Source organism: Microcoleus sp. AS-A8 (assembly GCA_039962225.1).
GTDB lineage: Bacteria > Cyanobacteriota > Cyanobacteriia > Cyanobacteriales > Coleofasciculaceae > Allocoleopsis.
Genome location: JAMPKV010000007.1, coordinates 196,548 through 212,568, shown reverse-complemented (window position 1 = coordinate 212,568; position 16,021 = coordinate 196,548). Strand labels below are relative to the sequence as shown.

At 45.7% G+C, this 16,021-nt stretch carries 16 protein-coding genes and 2 riboswitches; of the genes, 8 read left to right on the top strand and 8 right to left on the bottom strand.

Annotation, left to right across the window (positions count from 1 at the left end):
* Positions 1 to 98: 98 nt before the first annotated feature.
* The 8 genes from NDI48_13190 to NDI48_13155 all read left to right on the top strand — a co-directional run bounded on the left by NDI48_13190 (position 99) and on the right by NDI48_13155 (position 9,238).
* Positions 99 to 1,187, top strand: coding sequence for a transposase (locus tag NDI48_13190; GenBank protein ID MEP0832157.1), 1,089 nt, complete (start codon positions 99 to 101; stop codon positions 1,185 to 1,187).
* A gap of 359 nt (positions 1,188 to 1,546) precedes the next feature.
* Entirely contained in the window at positions 1,547 to 2,659 is a 1,113-nt protein-coding gene (locus NDI48_13185; GenBank protein MEP0832156.1) for a YihY/virulence factor BrkB family protein, read from the top strand.
* Positions 2,660 to 2,725: 66 nt separating this feature from the next.
* Positions 2,726 to 2,912: riboswitch (cyclic di-AMP (ydaO/yuaA leader) on the top strand.
* 95 nt (positions 2,913 to 3,007) lie between these two features.
* Entirely contained in the window at positions 3,008 to 3,859 is an 852-nt protein-coding gene (ntrB, locus tag NDI48_13180; protein MEP0832155.1) for a nitrate ABC transporter permease, read from the top strand.
* A gap of 205 nt (positions 3,860 to 4,064) precedes the next feature.
* Positions 4,065 to 5,486, top strand: a complete 1,422-nt coding sequence (locus tag NDI48_13175; protein MEP0832154.1) for an ABC transporter substrate-binding protein — start codon at positions 4,065 to 4,067, stop codon at positions 5,484 to 5,486.
* 100 nt (positions 5,487 to 5,586) lie between these two features.
* The gene (locus NDI48_13170) at positions 5,587 to 6,426 is read left to right on the top strand and encodes an ABC transporter ATP-binding protein (GenBank protein ID MEP0832153.1); all 840 of its coding nucleotides are present in this window, start codon (positions 5,587 to 5,589) and stop codon (positions 6,424 to 6,426) included.
* A 53-nt stretch (positions 6,427 to 6,479) separates the two neighbouring features.
* A riboswitch (cyclic di-AMP (ydaO/yuaA leader) is annotated at positions 6,480 to 6,601 on the top strand.
* 188 nt (positions 6,602 to 6,789) lie between these two features.
* Entirely contained in the window at positions 6,790 to 7,506 is a 717-nt protein-coding gene (locus tag NDI48_13165; protein MEP0832152.1) for a universal stress protein, read from the top strand.
* A 535-nt stretch (positions 7,507 to 8,041) separates the two neighbouring features.
* A complete protein-coding gene (locus tag NDI48_13160; GenBank protein ID MEP0832151.1) occupies positions 8,042 to 8,245 on the top strand; it encodes a hypothetical protein in 204 nt (67 codons plus the stop codon).
* Positions 8,246 to 8,524: 279 nt separating this feature from the next.
* Positions 8,525 to 9,238, top strand: coding sequence for a universal stress protein (locus NDI48_13155; GenBank protein ID MEP0832150.1), 714 nt, complete (start codon positions 8,525 to 8,527; stop codon positions 9,236 to 9,238).
* Here the strand turns inward: NDI48_13155 and NDI48_13150 are convergent.
* The 8 genes from NDI48_13150 to NDI48_13115 all read right to left on the bottom strand — a co-directional run bounded on the left by NDI48_13150 (position 9,185) and on the right by NDI48_13115 (position 15,993).
* On the bottom strand, positions 9,185 to 9,754 hold the full coding sequence (locus NDI48_13150; GenBank protein MEP0832149.1) for a DUF262 domain-containing protein: 570 nt from the start codon (positions 9,752 to 9,754) through the stop codon (positions 9,185 to 9,187). The two genes, NDI48_13155 and NDI48_13150, sit on opposite strands and share 54 nt — an antisense overlap.
* A 38-nt stretch (positions 9,755 to 9,792) precedes the next feature.
* Entirely contained in the window at positions 9,793 to 10,506 is a 714-nt protein-coding gene (locus tag NDI48_13145) for a hypothetical protein (GenBank protein ID MEP0832148.1), read from the bottom strand.
* 17 nt (positions 10,507 to 10,523) lie between these two features.
* The gene (locus NDI48_13140) at positions 10,524 to 10,946 is read right to left on the bottom strand and encodes a hypothetical protein (protein ID MEP0832147.1); all 423 of its coding nucleotides are present in this window, start codon (positions 10,944 to 10,946) and stop codon (positions 10,524 to 10,526) included.
* Between the two features lie 253 nt (positions 10,947 to 11,199).
* Positions 11,200 to 11,661: an HNH endonuclease gene (locus NDI48_13135; GenBank protein MEP0832146.1), complete on the bottom strand. Its 462-nt coding sequence runs from the start codon at positions 11,659 to 11,661 to the stop codon at positions 11,200 to 11,202.
* Positions 11,658 to 11,897, bottom strand: a complete 240-nt coding sequence (locus NDI48_13130; protein ID MEP0832145.1) for a hypothetical protein — start codon at positions 11,895 to 11,897, stop codon at positions 11,658 to 11,660. The genes NDI48_13135 and NDI48_13130 overlap by 4 nt, the downstream gene beginning before the upstream one ends.
* Positions 11,898 to 12,298: 401 nt before the next feature.
* Complete coding sequence (locus NDI48_13125; protein MEP0832144.1) at positions 12,299 to 13,699, bottom strand: ferredoxin:protochlorophyllide reductase (ATP-dependent) subunit N; 1,401 nt, start codon at positions 13,697 to 13,699, stop codon at positions 12,299 to 12,301.
* 156 nt (positions 13,700 to 13,855) lie between these two features.
* Positions 13,856 to 14,722, bottom strand: a complete 867-nt coding sequence (gene bchL / locus NDI48_13120; protein MEP0832143.1) for a ferredoxin:protochlorophyllide reductase (ATP-dependent) iron-sulfur ATP-binding protein — start codon at positions 14,720 to 14,722, stop codon at positions 13,856 to 13,858.
* Between the two features lie 902 nt (positions 14,723 to 15,624).
* Complete coding sequence (locus tag NDI48_13115) at positions 15,625 to 15,993, bottom strand: hypothetical protein (protein MEP0832142.1); 369 nt, start codon at positions 15,991 to 15,993, stop codon at positions 15,625 to 15,627.
* Positions 15,994 to 16,021: the final 28 nt, after the last annotated feature.

The window sequence follows — 16,021 nt, the reverse complement described above, 5'->3', positions numbered from 1 at the left end:
GTTCCTTGCCCTGACTGTTTCAATCCCTGATAGGGATTTTAGTCGATTTCAACAGCTGGTAGCTGAAAGCCTTACACTATTTGTTTTTCAAGGTTCGGATGCGCTTACCTGGAGGTAATGTAGCATTCCAGCCACCGGACGTACAAGACCCTATTGCCAAAAAAAGATTAAAACCGAGGGTTGACTATAAGCAGACTTCTGGAATGCTGACGGAATGGAAAAGGCAAGAAGACTTGCAATTTCTCAACGAAGTTAGCAGCGTGCCGTTGCAACAGAGCTTGAGAAATCTGCAAAAAGCGTTTGCCAACTTCTTTTCAGGTCCCACCAAGTATCCAAACTTCAAAAAGAAGCCAAGTGGTGGGAGTGCTGAATTTACCCGTGCTGCTTTCAAGTGGAAAGATGGGCAGTTGTGGTTGGCAAAGTGTTCCTCTCCCTTGCTTATTCGATGGAGCCGGACTATGCCGGATACTTGTGAGCCATCTACCGTCACGGTGAAATTGGATGCATCGGGACGATGGTTTGTCTCTGTGTTGGTCGAGGACGCCACCGTTAAACCCCTACTACACACAGATAAGGCAGTAGGGATTGACGCGGGAATTACTTCTTTGATTGCTACTTCTGACGGAAAGAAAGTTGCTAACCCGAAACATTTTAAACGCCTTCGCTTTAAGTTGAGACAAGCTCAAAAGGCTTTATCTCGTAAAGTTAAAGGCTCCAATAATAGAGAGAAGGCAAGGCTTGAAGTAGCGCGGATTCACGCTGCCATTGCCGACTCCAGGACAGACTTCCTTCACAAGCTAACGACTCGACTGGTACGTGAAAACCAAACGATTGCTGTTGAAGACTTAGCTGTGAAGAATATGATGAAACAGAGAAAACTCGCACAAGCAATTGCCGATGCGAGTTGGTCTGAGCTGATTCGTCAGCTTGAATACAAGTGCCAGTGGTATGGTCGAACACTGGTTAAGATTGACCGATGGTTTCCCAGCTCTAAACGCTGTGGAAACTGCGGTCACATTGCTCCCGTGAGCAACAAAGATACACGCCATCGTTGGGCAGCAAGGGCTGCGATCGCCTTTGCACGTTCGTCCATGCATTTCTCCTTAGAGGGATTAGTCCCCAAACCCTTATCTAAATCTGCATTGATAAATACAGATTTAGATAGTACTATCCCACCAGATAGATAGACAACGTTCAATCTATTGTGTTAATAATCGGGGGCGTAAAGCCGAAGGCTATAAGCTGTGATGCATCTAAATTGCATACGTTGGTGAGGAGATAAAAACTCTTATTCATAAAAGCCTACTCCTGCGGAGAACGCTGCGCGAACTGCCTTGGAGCCCTTTGCCTTGCCTCCTCGATAATACAATTTAAATGCCGATTAGCTTAGCATCAGCGTCAGCCCAGTGCAAACCGCGTAGCGTCTCATAGAGAAGCTGATCGCCACGGCTGTTGATTTCTAACTTTGGAATCTTGTCAATCAAAATCTATTACTCAAAACTTAAAGAAGTAGCGCCATGCCGCGCTTTCTTAGGAGTGGTGAGTTATGAAACCCAAAGTTATTGTAGAACTACTTAAGGAAACATTTCAGGAATGGCAAGAAGATAAAGCATCGAGGTTGGCAGCGGCGTTAGCTTATTACACGGCCTTCTCAATCGCACCCCTGATCATTATTGCAATTGCGATCGCTGCTGTAGTATTCGGTGAAGAAGCCGCTAGAGGTGGAATTGACGATCAACTTCGAGGTTTGATTGGTCAACAGGGTGCAGCCGCCGTCCAAGATATGATTAAAAATTCCAACAAACCAGCAGAGGGCACAATTGCCACTATTATTAGCGTTGTTTTGCTCCTGTTTGGTGCCTCTGGTGTTTTTGGTCAGCTCCAAGATTCCCTTAATACTATCTGGGAAGTAGCACCCAAGCCAGGACGAGGCGTGATGGGCTTTATTAAAGACCGCTTTTTGTCCTTCTCGATGGTGCTGGGCATTGGCTTTTTGTTGTTGGTATCCCTCGTCTTGAGCGCCGTTTTGGCGGGACTGAACAACGTCTTGGGCGGCCTGATGCCCGGTTTGAGTTTTCTCTGGGGAATCCTCAACTTTCTCATCTCCTTCGGCGTTATTACCCTGTTGTTCGCTTTAATTTATAGAGTCCTGCCCGATGCCAAAATCGCTTGGGGTGATGTATGGTTTGGAGCTATCATTACTGCGCTCCTGTTTACAATTGGCAAATCTCTGATTGGGTTGTATCTCGGTAATAGCAGTGTCGGGTCAACCTATGGTGCCGCCGGTTCCTTTGTGGTGCTTCTGCTATGGGTGAATTATTCGGCCCAAATTCTCTTTTTCGGTGCGGAATTTACCCAAGTTTACGCGAATAAATACGGCTCTCACATCGTGCCCACTAAAAATGCTGTGCGACTGACCGAAGAAGATAGAACACAACAAGGAATTCCTCGCAGCAGCCACATTGAAGCCATGGCTGATCAGGAGAATCAGGAGAGGAACCCCAATCGGGCAGCGCAACAGACGCTGCCATCACCACAGAGGACTCGGCGTGACAAAAGACACCCAGCAGCTACCGCACTGGGTGGACTCATCGGTATGTACCAAAGCCTTGCCCGCCTCAGTGGCAGAAAAAAGAACCGGAAAAACCGACAAAATTGATTTTCTAACTATTTCCTGAGAAAGAGAAACGATTTTGAAAATTTATGCTATTCTTTCTCTTTAACTAGAGTAAGTCAGCCTAATCCAGCGGCTCATCAGGGTGGTAAGCCAGACAACAGATAAAGCTGGAGCGGAGGAACCAACATTTGGGGCGTATCTCTAAGATCTGTTTAGTTTTGTAAGCAGAAGTAGAGAAGGACATCTCTCAGTCCTAGCCCGTCAGCTAACTTCGTCGGCATTGGGGGGAGACTGAAGAGTCAGCATTCTTAGTAATGTCTCGATCTCGTCAGTATCCTGGCTGGTACTGCTCAGGTTGTTTGTACCTGATATTGACAGGAGGCATTACCAATGGTATTGCAGCTAAATTTGGTGGCGATGTTTGCCGTGGCAGCGCAGGCATCATGGAAAAAAGCCCGACCCTTAATTGTCCGAGATGCGGTTCTACTCCCGGCGATTGGGTTTGCAGGAGTCCTCTTGCTGTGGTGGTTTGCTGCTACCTTCTTAAGCGAATTAATGCCCACCCCGCTTCAAGCACTGATTGATAGCGCAGAATACGCCAACCCTTTCTTTCGCAAAGGCCCAGGTAACTTAGGACTGGGTTGGTTATTGCTGGCAAGCTTAAGACGGGTATTATTGGGATTTTTACTCGGTGCTGCGGTGGCGATTCCCTTGGGGTTTCTCATTGGGATGTCCAGAGAAGCCATGCTGATTTTCAATCCCTTGGTGCAAATTTTTAAACCCGTATCCCCTTTGGCTTGGTTGCCGATCGCACTGGCCATTTTTAACCTGGCAGAACCCTCGGCGATTTTTGTTATCTTCATCACCTCGTTGTGGCCAACGATTATTAACACGGCTCTCGGCGTATCCAGCATTAACAAAGATTATTTGGATGTAGCACGAGTGCTGGAAATGCCTCGCTGGCGACGAGTTACAAAAATTATCTGGCCTGCGAGTTTACCCTACATCTTCACCGGTTTACGCATCAGTTTAGGGATTGCTTGGCTGGTTATTGTTGCCGTCGAGATGCTCACCGGCGGACTCGGCATTGGTTTCTTCGTTTGGGATCAATGGAACCGCTTAAATCTGAGCTCGGTGTTTTTGGCCGTGATTGTGATTGGCTTAACGGGGCTAGTTCTTGACTATGCTTTGGGCAGAATTGAAGCCCTTGTCACTCACCGTCCCGCTCAAATTTCTCGCTAAATTTTTAGAGCAACTAATCAATTATTTAGCTTCAGCTACAACCGTAGCTGATTAATCCTGCGATTATTACTACTAATCAACAGGAACGGAGAGTGGGCTGTACCACCGTAGCGAGAGGAGGAGAATGGCTCAACTCTATTCATCAGGATGATCAACGAACCGCCACCGTCTCACCTCCCCCCTCACCCAATCCCCTATGACCGCCATGAATTCTTTGAATCGACGAAGATTCCTGCAACAAGTGGGCGCATCGGCAGCCGGATTTGCCTTGTCCTCTTGCGCCATTAAGGGTGTTACTGCACCCGATCAACTCTCCAAAGCCGCCTTAGCCGTCGAACCGCTTGTAGACCCCAAAACTCTCGAAAAACCCGATCTTACCGTTGGGTACGTGCCAGTCAATGACTGTGCGCCGTTTGCGATCGCTTGGGAAAAAGGCTTCTTCCGCAAATACGGACTCAATGTTAAACTCAGCCGTGAAGCAAGCTGGGCAAACTCTCGCGACGGCGTGATTTTTGGGCGTCTCGATGCCTCACCTGTGGTTTCTGGTGCCGTCACCAACGCCAGAATCGGTGCTGAAGGTGCCCGTATAGCGCCCCTGTGTGCGGCGATGACGGTTCATCGCCACGGCAACTCCATGACCATGAACAAAAAAATGTGGAACTATGGGGTGCGTCCGTGGCGAGACTACAACGGCAACTTGGAAGAATTTGGCAAAGATTACCGAGGCTTCTTTGAGAGCCAACCCCCAGATCAGCGTATTTTGGCAGTAGTCTTAAGTTCTTCTATCTACGAGTACTTTTTCCGCTACTTATCTGCCGCAGCAGGCATCAATCCCTCAGAGGAGCTTCGGATTATCATCATTCCACCGCCCCAGATGGTAAATAACGTGCGGATTGGGGCAATGCAAGCTTACATGGTGGCAGAACCCTGGAATACGCGAGCCATCACAGGCAACGAAGGGGTAGGCTTTACCTTCGCCCAAGGGAAAGAACTCTGGTACGGACACCCAGATCGGCTGCTGGGGGTAATGGAATCCTTTATTCAGGAAAACCCCAAAACCTACCGCAGCCTGGTAAAAGCGATGATTGAAGCTTGCCAGTATTGCAGTGACCCCAAAAACCGTCCTGAAGTCGCCGAATTAATTACAAGCCCCTCCTATACAGGTTCTAAACCCAAGAAAAAGGGTGCCCCAGTTGATAAATTTACGCGACCGGCCATTGTTGGGGAATACGACTACGGCGGCTTTGACAACCAAAAGCGCATAGATAAAGACCCATTCACTACCGTTTTCTTCGAGCCACCCCCCAAACTAGCTAACATCCCAGGCATCCACTCCACATTTCTTTGGCAGTCTCAGAGTATCTGGTTAATGACTCAAGCTGCTCGCTGGGGACAAATTGCTGAATTTCCCAAAGATGCAGAAAAAAAGGCACGAGAAGGCTGGAAAACAGACCTCTATCGAGAGATTGCGGGTGAAATGGGCATTCAGTGTCCTAAGGAGGATTACAAAGTTGAACCCGCTGAGTTCTTTATTGATAATAAAGCGTTTGACCCCAGCGATCCCGTTGGTTATGTCAAAAGCTTTGAAATCCACGCCAATAGCCCCAAACGCTTCTATTTGTCTTAGGTGAAAGTGTTAACCGATTACAGATTAACCGATTGCCGCTTAATAGACTTCACTGTTTCAATCTTTAACTTTCAACCTTCAACCCTTTTCAGAACTTCCTATGACTAAATCTAGTTCCTCTCCGCTCAAAAGCAATTCTGCCACCCTCGACGGCAGAAAATTTCTTGAAATTGACAATATTATCAAGTCTTATCCCAGTGCAGACGGCAGTGATCTGGTGATTTTAGATGGGATTAATCTGAACATTAGTGAAGATGAATATATCTCTGTCATCGGTCACTCTGGCTGCGGTAAATCCACACTACTCAAAATCGTCGCTGGGCTAGAAAAACCTACTTCTGGGATGGTGCGGTTAGAGGGTAAAGAGATTCGTAAGCCTGGGGCAGAGCGGATGATGGTGTTTCAGCAATATTCCCTGCTGCCGTGGCTGACAGTGCAAGAGAATGTTCGGCTGGCGGTGGATGAGGTGTTTAAAAAAGCTTCTCCCGTTGAGAAAAAACAGATGGTCAGTGAACATTTGGCTATGGTGAATTTAACCCAAGCCGCTAATAAATACCCCGATGAACTTTCGGGTGGGATGAAACAACGGGTAGGGATTGCTAGAGCGTTGGCCATTCGCCCGAAAATGTTACTGATGGATGAACCGTTTGGGGCGCTTGATGCCCTAACTCGGCGCAAATTGCAGAAGCAGGTACTCGATATTTGGGAAAGTCATCGACAGGCGGTTATGATGATTACTCATGATGTGGATGAAGCAATTTATATGTCCGATCGGATTGTGATGATGACTAACGGCCCCCATGCTAAAATTGGGGAAATTTTAGAGGTACCTTTTCCACATCCACGCGATCGTCAAGCGATACGGGAATCTAAGGAGTACTATGAACTACGTAACCACATTCTGAACTTCTTAGATCAAAACTTCACCCAAGACGACTAGATCGCACCATTCTTAGTTCATTTATGGAGTGGGTAGCCTAATCGAATCCCGGCTGGAAATTAAAGTCAGTCTGGATGAGAGCGGAGGAACCAATGTTTGGGGCTAATCTCCAATGCGAGAGAGACACCTTCCCGTCTTAGCCCGTCAGCTAACTTCGTCGGCAATGGGAGGAACACCAAGACTTGGCTTTCATAGCAGTTGTCTTTGGAGTCTCCTGATAGATATCACTTAATAGGATGAGTTATGAAACTGAAGGATAAAAAAATCCTAGTTCATTCTTCATCCTTCAGCTTTTAATCGTGATATCTGTTTTTGACCCACCTCTCTACACCGTTACTTATTTTTTTGAGAGAGGTTAAAGCAATGAATATCAAGTCAATGATAGCGCGTCTTGAAAGTACACTGAATCGCAATGATTTAATGGAACAACTGGTGTTGCTGCCTGAGACAGCGCCAGCCGCTTCCAAGTGGACTAACTCTACACAATCCGTCAACTTAGTCGTTGGTTATAACGCGTCACCCAGCAGTCAAACGGCTCTGGATTTAACGATGTGGATTGCCCATCAAACGCGTTTAGCGACACAAAATCAGGTTACGGTTCAAGTTGTCTACGTCGTCGATGAGATTCAAAGCCGGAAGTGTCCAGATGTGTTTAACTTAGCTGATGTAAGCCGCTCATCTATTCATCCGCTTCCATCAGGATTTTCCAAAACATCGACTTCAACAAAGTCTGCCACATCCGTCTTAACTAAACCTAAACAGCAAGAATTAGCCTTAGAGTACGAGCGAAAATTGGGAAGAAAATGCTGCCCCAAGGCAATAACTAATCAATCCGATTGGTTTGAGCAAGCCGATCATATTTTATGGCAAGCACGCTGTTTGGCAGAAGAGTGGCGGGGTTCATTTAAAGCTCATCTCCGGTTTGGTGACGTGGCTACCGAATTGAGAGAAGTTGTTGACTCAGAAGCGGCGACTCTACTGTTCTTAGGTTGTAATTCCGTCAATCATCCCATTGTCCAACAATTGGATTTTAATTTCCCTTGTGCAGTACTGGGTATTCCCAGAGGTTTGAGTTTGTAACAGGTGTTCCTCGTGAATTCACCTAGTTTTCGGATGGGTGAATCGGCTCAAAATGGTATGTAAATTTAATTGTCTAGGGTCGTAGTGGGCGCAAGAGTTTGGTAAAGATTTTACAAGAAGTATCAGTCATTACATTATTCACCTTGCGCCCTGCTTCGTCTTTATTTTTCAAGAGTCTAGAGTTTGGTTTTTCTCCGAACAGAATTAATGTCTCCGCTGCTACAATTTGGCAAATTCTAAAGACCTTTTTTTACTCTCGGCGCTCACACAAAGGGCAGGAGTTAGTTAAGGATTGTGAACTTAAGCCATCAACCCTGAGATTACCTTTGAGCGTTAGAGTGGCGTTGATAGATAAGACAATTGAGGCGCGATTTTCTCGTTTGACGCATTGGGGTCTATAGACAAAACAACTGATTAGATCTACCCTCTTACAGGAGGGTTGCATCAGATGAGGATTACCTCGGATGAGAGATGAATTCTCGATGAATAATCGATGAATTCTCCATGAAGCTTTCTACCTATCAGACGCAGTAAGATGATGACCACTAACCCCAGTGCTAAAATTGGGGAAGAATTAGAGGTACCTTTTCCGCATCCGTGCGATCGCCGGAAACTACGAAAATCACAATATTCTTTTGATTTTCGTAACTACACTCGGAATTTCCCGGATCGCATCTTAACCAAGGCGAATAAATTACAAATTGTTACTTTAAGTTATGAAGTGGGCAGCCTAATCTAATTCAGGGGAACAGTTAAAGCCTGTAATCCCTTGATTTTGAGTGGAAAAACCAATTTTCGGCGTAAGTTCTAGCGTGAGAGAGACATCTTCCAGTCCCAGCCTGTCAACTCAGTTTGTCAGGATTGTCAGGACAGCTAAAACCTTAGCTTTTATAGCACTGGTTTTTCAAGTCTCCTTACGGGTATCACTCATTCTTTGACCAAATTTGGACACATATTGGTATCCGTTGCTGACCCACATCTCTTCTGTTACTTGTTGTCTTTGAGAGAGATTCAAGCTGTGAACATCAAGCCAATAATAGTACGTCTTGAAGGCGCAATGGATCGCAATGACTTAATGGAGCAAATGGTTTTGCTGCCTGAACCAGCAGCCATGGCTTCTCAAGAAGATAAGGCCAGCCAACCCGTCAACTTTGTCGTTGGCTATAACGCTTCACCTAGAAGTCAAACAGCTTTAGATTTGACCATGTGGATCGCTCATCAAACGCGATTGGCAACTCAACAGCAAGTGACTGTTCAGGTTGTCTACGTTGTTGATGAAAAGCAAAGTAGTCCTTGTCCAGATGCCTTTAACTTTGCTGATGTTAGTAGCTCATCAATCTATCGACTGCCTTTAAAATCATTTAATTCACCGCAGCCACGAAATTGTATCACATCCGTCTTGACTAAACCAAGCCCTCAGGAGATAAAAGTCAGCTCAAAGGTATCCTCGAAAAAGTCACGTCGCGCCAAAGCCACATTTTCCCAAGCGGACTGGTTTGAGCAAGCCGATCGGATTTTATGGCAGGCTCGTTGTATGGCTGAAGAATGGCGGGGTTCCTTCAAGGCTCATCTGCGGTTTGGTGACATTGCAACCGAGTTGAGATCCGTTGTTGAAGCCGAAGCGGCGACTCTCCTTTTCATGGGTTGTCATTCCGTTGAGCATCCTCTTGTGGAGAAATTAGGGTCTGATTTTCCCTGTGCGGTGCTGGGTATTCCCAGGAGTTGTGTTTAGTGCAGGTGTGAACTCCTTCCGGCCGTCCAGTTGATTGACAGACTCACAACCTATTCTTCGAGAGACGCGATTACGACTAATCGCGTCTCTCCTGTTAAATGGGCGGCGGAGCTTGGCTACAGATATGAGAGTTAACTTAAGTTTCTTATCAATGACAAACTCCTTGAGAGTCGTTAATCGTTGTAATCCATCTACAACTAACCAGCTATCCTCATTAGTTGCGTCTATGTAGAAGGCTGGTAATGGAATACGGATAAGAATAGACTCAATCAGTCGGCTTTTAGCAGCATCTTTCCAGATTCCCGCACGACGCTGAAAATCAGGTGCTAGGTCAAGTGCTCTCTCGTTAATTTGTCGAAGTAATAAATCAATAGTCATGGGTCGGTTATCCATTCTAATCAGAGTGGGGTCAAACGGTTCGGTAGTGGTTTCTTCCTCAGCCTCAACCCACTTGCCATCCTCTATCTCAGGCTCTTCATCTGGAAATTCGGAGTTTAAGTTTTTTAGCTTTGTCACGGCGCGTTTTAACAAGTCATCAAAGGTTAATCGTATTTTCAGTGGGTGACAGCAGTAGAGGTGAAATAGGTGAACTCAGTTTTCACGGCATCTCTCGGCATTGACCTGTGGTATAGGGAGGACAGAGAAACAAAGGGAGCGGGGGAGACGGGGGGACGAGGAAATCGGAAGGCAGGGTGACAGGAGTAACTTAAAGTTTCCTCAATAACTCGGTTTCCAGAGTGCTCATGAAAAGTCCGAATAGCTGCTAGAGTGCGGGGTCGATTATTTAAATAGTTCTGGAAATCTTCACCAGCTTCACGAATATCTGGATCTTCATGATGCAATGCTCTTAGGGCGAGTCGTTGAGTCAGTTCCCAGTCAATTTCAAGATATAGCTCTAACAATCGCCTGTATTCCTCGTCTGTTCCATCTTGTAGCAACGGTTCTGCACTCTTTTCGATGTTTGTCAATATCCACGTTTTAGGGAACGAAAGAATGGCTTTTCTGCACAATTCAATATCTGAGTGAGAAACACTAGCTAAATCAACTAAGTCATCAAATAAGCTCTGACGTTCTTCTAGGTTTAGATACTCTATGAGTCGCAGTGCTGTGCCTCTTTCAGTTGGATTGTGTAGGGCTTTCTTAATTAGTCTTATCCTGTCAGTACAATTATTGAGAAAGTCTTGACGAGATTGAATGTAATCAATTTCATTTTCAAAAACTTTATGCCAAAGCTCGGTATTGTTTTCTCTAGGTTGCTCCTGAAACATAGCTTCTACTTTTCTCCCTATCTTAATTCCTTCTTACCAGCGTAAACCCATCCACTGTTAAGAAACTTTTCCTCAAATTCTGTAAATGGCATTTCTCGACTTGGATAGATAGTGTGATGGGTTGGTGAGTGAGTACCGCCAACATCTCTACCATCTGCGATCGCATCAAGACCTTCAGGTAATTCTGTATCCTGATTAAGCCTGTGGTAGTGTCCTGTGAGTGGTGCGTATTGAACATCGCCAAAGGTAGATGCACCTGTCGGTGGGTTTGTTGGTTTTACACAACCATTTTCAACGGCAATATCTTTATTTTGACGCGGCGGACGGGGGCGTTGCCGGTTGCCAAATGCGTAGAGTGTTATAGGTACAGTAACTCGCTTGACTACATTAGCAGTATCTGTAGGCTCTTGGGGTTTGCTATCTGCCCCATCATTAATCACTAGTGTTACCAACTCAATAATGGTCAGCGTTTCACTTTAGGATAGTAAGGTACTGTTAGGCAAGAGTGACTCTAGGAAAACTTAGCCCCTACAACCACAACAAAAAAAGAGCGATCGCACCCTACACCCTATTTGCTTAAAGATACAACTGATGATTTGGGCAATTGTGGAATTAATCGCTCGAAAGGCGCAATTCCCATTTTCAGGGGTTGACAGAGAGCGCATCAGGTTGCAAATTTTTCACTACCCGATATCAATCCTTCTCACTTCCTTGTCGCGGGTCTTCATTTGGCGGATGCCAACCACCGCGCACCCACAAACGACGCGCTTTCACAATAGCGCCTTCATTGTGACGTTCATCGTTGAGATCTAGACGATTACAAGTCGCTCGACCAATCGGAGTAATGCCTATAATTTTCAAACCATCGACTGTCCAGATAAAATGATCTGACCATTTTCGCCGACGAGGATTAAATAGGGGGAGAATCTCTTGATTTTGTGGATCGATGCCAGTTGTGAAGTTATAGCGATATCCATTGCAACGTTGGCAGGCTAGGGCTAAGTTATCAGCTTCATCCGAGCCACCAAGCGACTGGGGAAAGATATGATCGATAGCGAACTGGGCTGCACTTGCTTCTTCTGAGGAATGACAGTATTCACAAAGGTATTTCGCTCTCTCTCGTACTAATTTTCTAGTTGCCTCACTAACTGTCATGACTCAGCAATAATTCTGGCATTGAGCAAGGTAAAAATTCTGTCAAGTTCTAAAATTCCTGCTAGTTCGGCTTCTTCTTCTGAAGTCAAAAACCCAGCTTTTTTTTTCTCCGAAAGTTCATCTAAATGCGACTGTAGTTCCTCGGTAAATTTGAATAGATTTAGATTCTTAACTTTGCTGATTTTAATGCCAGACTCTACCCAGGATGAGGGTTGAACCATTACTTGAGTAATCATGGCTATGTCTTGGTATGTTTAGCTTGTTTGTAGTATTCTAACAAGTGAGAAAACCTGGCTTAACGAAGCGGTAACAGCTTGTATTGTTAGATTTGGCAATTCTCCTAGCTTGCCGCTGCCCGCTCGCACTTTTGTGGAAGGCATCAGCCGCATGGGAGGAGAAAGAATTTTGCTTGAACGTAAGGATTTATGGTAAAACTTAGCCCCTACAACCACAACAAAAAAAGAGCGATCATCTACGACGCGCTACGCTATCGCACATCCGATCGCCCCTATAAAGTTGCCTATTACCTTTGAGAAGAGAGTCTTTTCTTACCCCCCTCTCAACTTAAAAATTTCTTCCTGTTCCCTCTCCTCGCAGGAGAGGGTTAGGGAGAGGTCGAGAGGGGCAGGGGGAGAGGTTAAACCTTCGCTTCTTCCTTCACCAACTTCTCCCAACCCAATTCCTTGAGGTTGTTATTCCGACGCAGTGGACGAGTTGCTAACTCCAGAATGTCCCGCGCATTGGTAAAGCCGTGAATTTGAGCAAAGGTAAATTCAACCGACCACTTGGTATTAATACCACGCGCCTCTAACGGATTCGCATGAGCCATACCCGTAATTACCAAATCAGTTTTCAACTCTTTAATCCGTTGAATCTGATTGTAATTATCCGGCTTCTCAACAATCGTTGGAGTTGGGACACCCATCTCATGACAAGTCTTCTCTAACAATGCCAACTCAGCCGCTTGATAGCGCTTATCCATATAAGGAATGCCAATTTCATGGCACGTCATGCCGCAACGAATCAGGAAACGTGCTAAAGAGATTTCCAGCAAGTTGTCACCCATGAAGAAGACTGACTTGCCGCGAATTAGCTTGATGTAGTCTTCCAAATTCTCCCAGATTTGCGCTTCCCGCTCATCCAGTCCTTTCGGTTCAATTCCGAACACCGAGCAAATCTTTTCAATCCAAGCACGGGTACCATCCGGCCCAATCGGGAAGGGTGCGCCAATTAGTTTGCACTTGCGGCGACGCATTAAGGTGGTGGCAGTACGGGAAAGGAAGGGGTTGACACCAGCGACATAATACCCTTCTTCAATTACTGGCAATTCTGTATAACGCTTGGCGGGTAGCCAACCGGAAACTTTAATTCCCTGCTTCTTCAGTTCTAGGGTTAGGTTGGTCACAACAGGGTCAGGCAGAGAACCAAACAATACTAGAGGTGGATGATCCACATATTCTGACTGTTCGGCAACCACCTCTTCTTTCTTGCGTCCGAAGTTGAGGAGTTTGGAAATGGCATTCCGCTCTTCTTTATCCGCTTCCACCACAGGAGCCTTATCGGGGCATTTGTGTACCATCGACGCCAGAACGGTATCTTCCCCTTGGGTGAAGGCATAGTCTAAACCGTTAGCACGAGCGGTAACAATGGGAATCCCAAGCTCAGCTTCCAGTTTAGGAGCCAAACCCTCCAAATCCATCTTGATGATTTCCGTCGTGCAGGTGCCAATCCAAACAATTACACTGGGGTTGCGATCGCGCTTAATCTGCAAGCACAACCGCTTCAGTTCTTCGTAATCATTCAGTTGTGCCGAAATATCCCCCTCTTCCAACTCCGCCATCGCGTAGCGCGGTTCTGCAAAAATCATCACCCCCATCGCATTTTGGAGGAAATAGCCACAAGTCTTGGTACCAATGACCAAAAAGAAACTATCTTCAATTTTCTGATAAAGCCAAGCTACACAGCTAATCGGGCAAAATGTGTGATAATTTCCGGTTTCACACTCAAAATTTAAAGGTTCAGGTGCTGCAAGGGTCATGAAAAAGTGTCCTCTCCTCGTTTTTAAGGGAAGTTGCTAAGAATCGGGCAGTAATTTTAAAAGTTGAAGGTTTATTCGGGTGAAGATAAAAGGTTGAAGGTTAGCAGGTTGTTCAAAAAACTTGCAACTTTCAACCTTTCAACTTTCTACTCTTCGTTAAACCATCATCAGATCGAGTTTTTCTTCCTCAGTGGTTGCCTGTGGCGTTTGTGGATTGAGGTAGAAGTCTGACAACAAAGAGAACAATTCGCGATCGGGAGCATCATTGGGGACAACACCCTCTGGACGACCCAAAATTTGGTCGGCGATGTTCAGATAGTAGTCGCAAACATAGTTGAGTGAGGAGTCCGTCTCTGCCATCTCAAATAAGGTTTTGCCCTTAACGCGGGAGACGCGAATATCCTCAATCAGAGGTAAAATCTCCAGCACTGGCATCGGCACTGAGCTAATATACTTGTCAATCAAGTCGCGCTTGGAGGTGCGGTTGCCAATCAATCCCGCCAGACGCAGAGGGTGGGTGCGAGCTTTTTCACGCACGGATGCGGCAATTCTATTGGCGGCAAACAAGGCGTCAAACCCGTTATCCGTGACAATCATGCAGTAGTCGGAGTAGTTCAGAGGAGCGGCAAAACCACCACAGACTACGTCACCGAGAACGTCAAACAGAATCACATCGTATTCATCAAAGGCGTTGAGTTCTTTGAGCAGCTTCACTGTCTCACCGACCACATAGCCACCGCAACCAGCACCCGCCGGAGGGCCACCAGCTTCTACGCAATCAACGCCGCCATAGCCTTTGTAGATCACATCTTCAGGCCAGACATCTTCGTAGTGGTAATCCTTTTCCTGAAGCGTATCGATAATCGTGGGAATTAAAAAGCCTGTGAGGGTGAAGGTGCTGTCGTGTTTCGGGTCACAACCAATTTGCAGTACCTTCTTACCACGCTTTGCTAGGGCAACAGAGATATTACAGCTTGTCGTGGATTTCCCAATGCCGCCTTTTCCATAAACTGAGAGTTTCACGCTTCGTCTTCTCCTATCTTTCGGATTAAAACTCGAATATTGTCTTTGCCCGTTGGTCGGGTCGGCACATAAGGCTTGCCCCTACAGCCAGCCGTTGATTACTTGTTTTGGGGCGTTGATTGAATTATTGACTAACTCCACAGGAAAGGAAAGGGCGGTTTTTAATGAAGAGGGTACTAAACGCTTTTAATTTAGCTTCTGATTTTGCTTATGGATTCAAAATAAATCAGAAGAAGTTTAAGGAATCAATAAGCTTTAAATATAAAATTTGTATTTTTCAAAAAGGGAAATAGAAACAAAAAACAAAAAAGAGGTTAAATCTTCCTGAATCCCAACTCATCAGCAGAGTGGAACAACTCTAATTAATGGTCATCTCCGAGGGTGGATAGCTTTTGTAGAAAGGGTTTGCTCCAATCTTGGTCAGCAGCTTTGCTATGGCACTTCTCCGTCACGAAGTGAGGCCGATCGGGGGGATGATCGAAGCTAAAGGTATTGCTGAGAGAGGGATCGGGGATTTTACTGGCGAAGGAAGGTTGTTTGTAAAAAAACAATAAGTTTTAAAGGAGCAGTTACAATCTTCAACTCTATTGACGTTCTCTATCGATAACATAGATTTCCTCTATGGAAGGAGGTATGTTCAAAGCCTCTCTCTTAATAGGACAGAGGTTTGGAGAGAGATCTACATGTGGTCTATTCATTTGAAAATCTTTGTATCAGCCAATCTGATCGATCGCACTTACGGATTTTTAAGTATAAATTTTTAGCACCCAGCAACCGAACAGCCACTGGGCTTTCATATTCCCTCGACCTTCTGAACCTAAAGCTGGAAGCCGATCAATCACCTCTTGTATTAGGCTGACGCTTGATGTGTGGAAAGGCAAGCCATTGCCAGCAAGATTGGCTCAAGTGCCCCCTCTGTATGACTTCATACTCAGTACATGACACTGTAGCCCATCTTTCTCAATGCAAAAGGCGTAGTAATCAAGGTCTCTCCACAGCCAATTCAGGGTATTGCGAACTTTTTCTCGCTTGATGTAGAGACGTTTCTGCACGGCTTCGTTGGGGCAAAGAATTTGGAAGGTGAGGATACCCCCTTCATCACTAATACGGAATAGACAATCCTGCAAAATGGCACGGATACTACTGTCAAACGATTCGTGAAAGCGACGTAATTTACCCGTCAAGGTAAAGTCTTCCAAGGTACGACCAAAGGGGTCATCTGCTTCATCGAAAGGTAAATCGTCTTTATCCGGGTCAAAAGGATATACCATAGTTTACGATTGTTTGAGTCCTAATCTC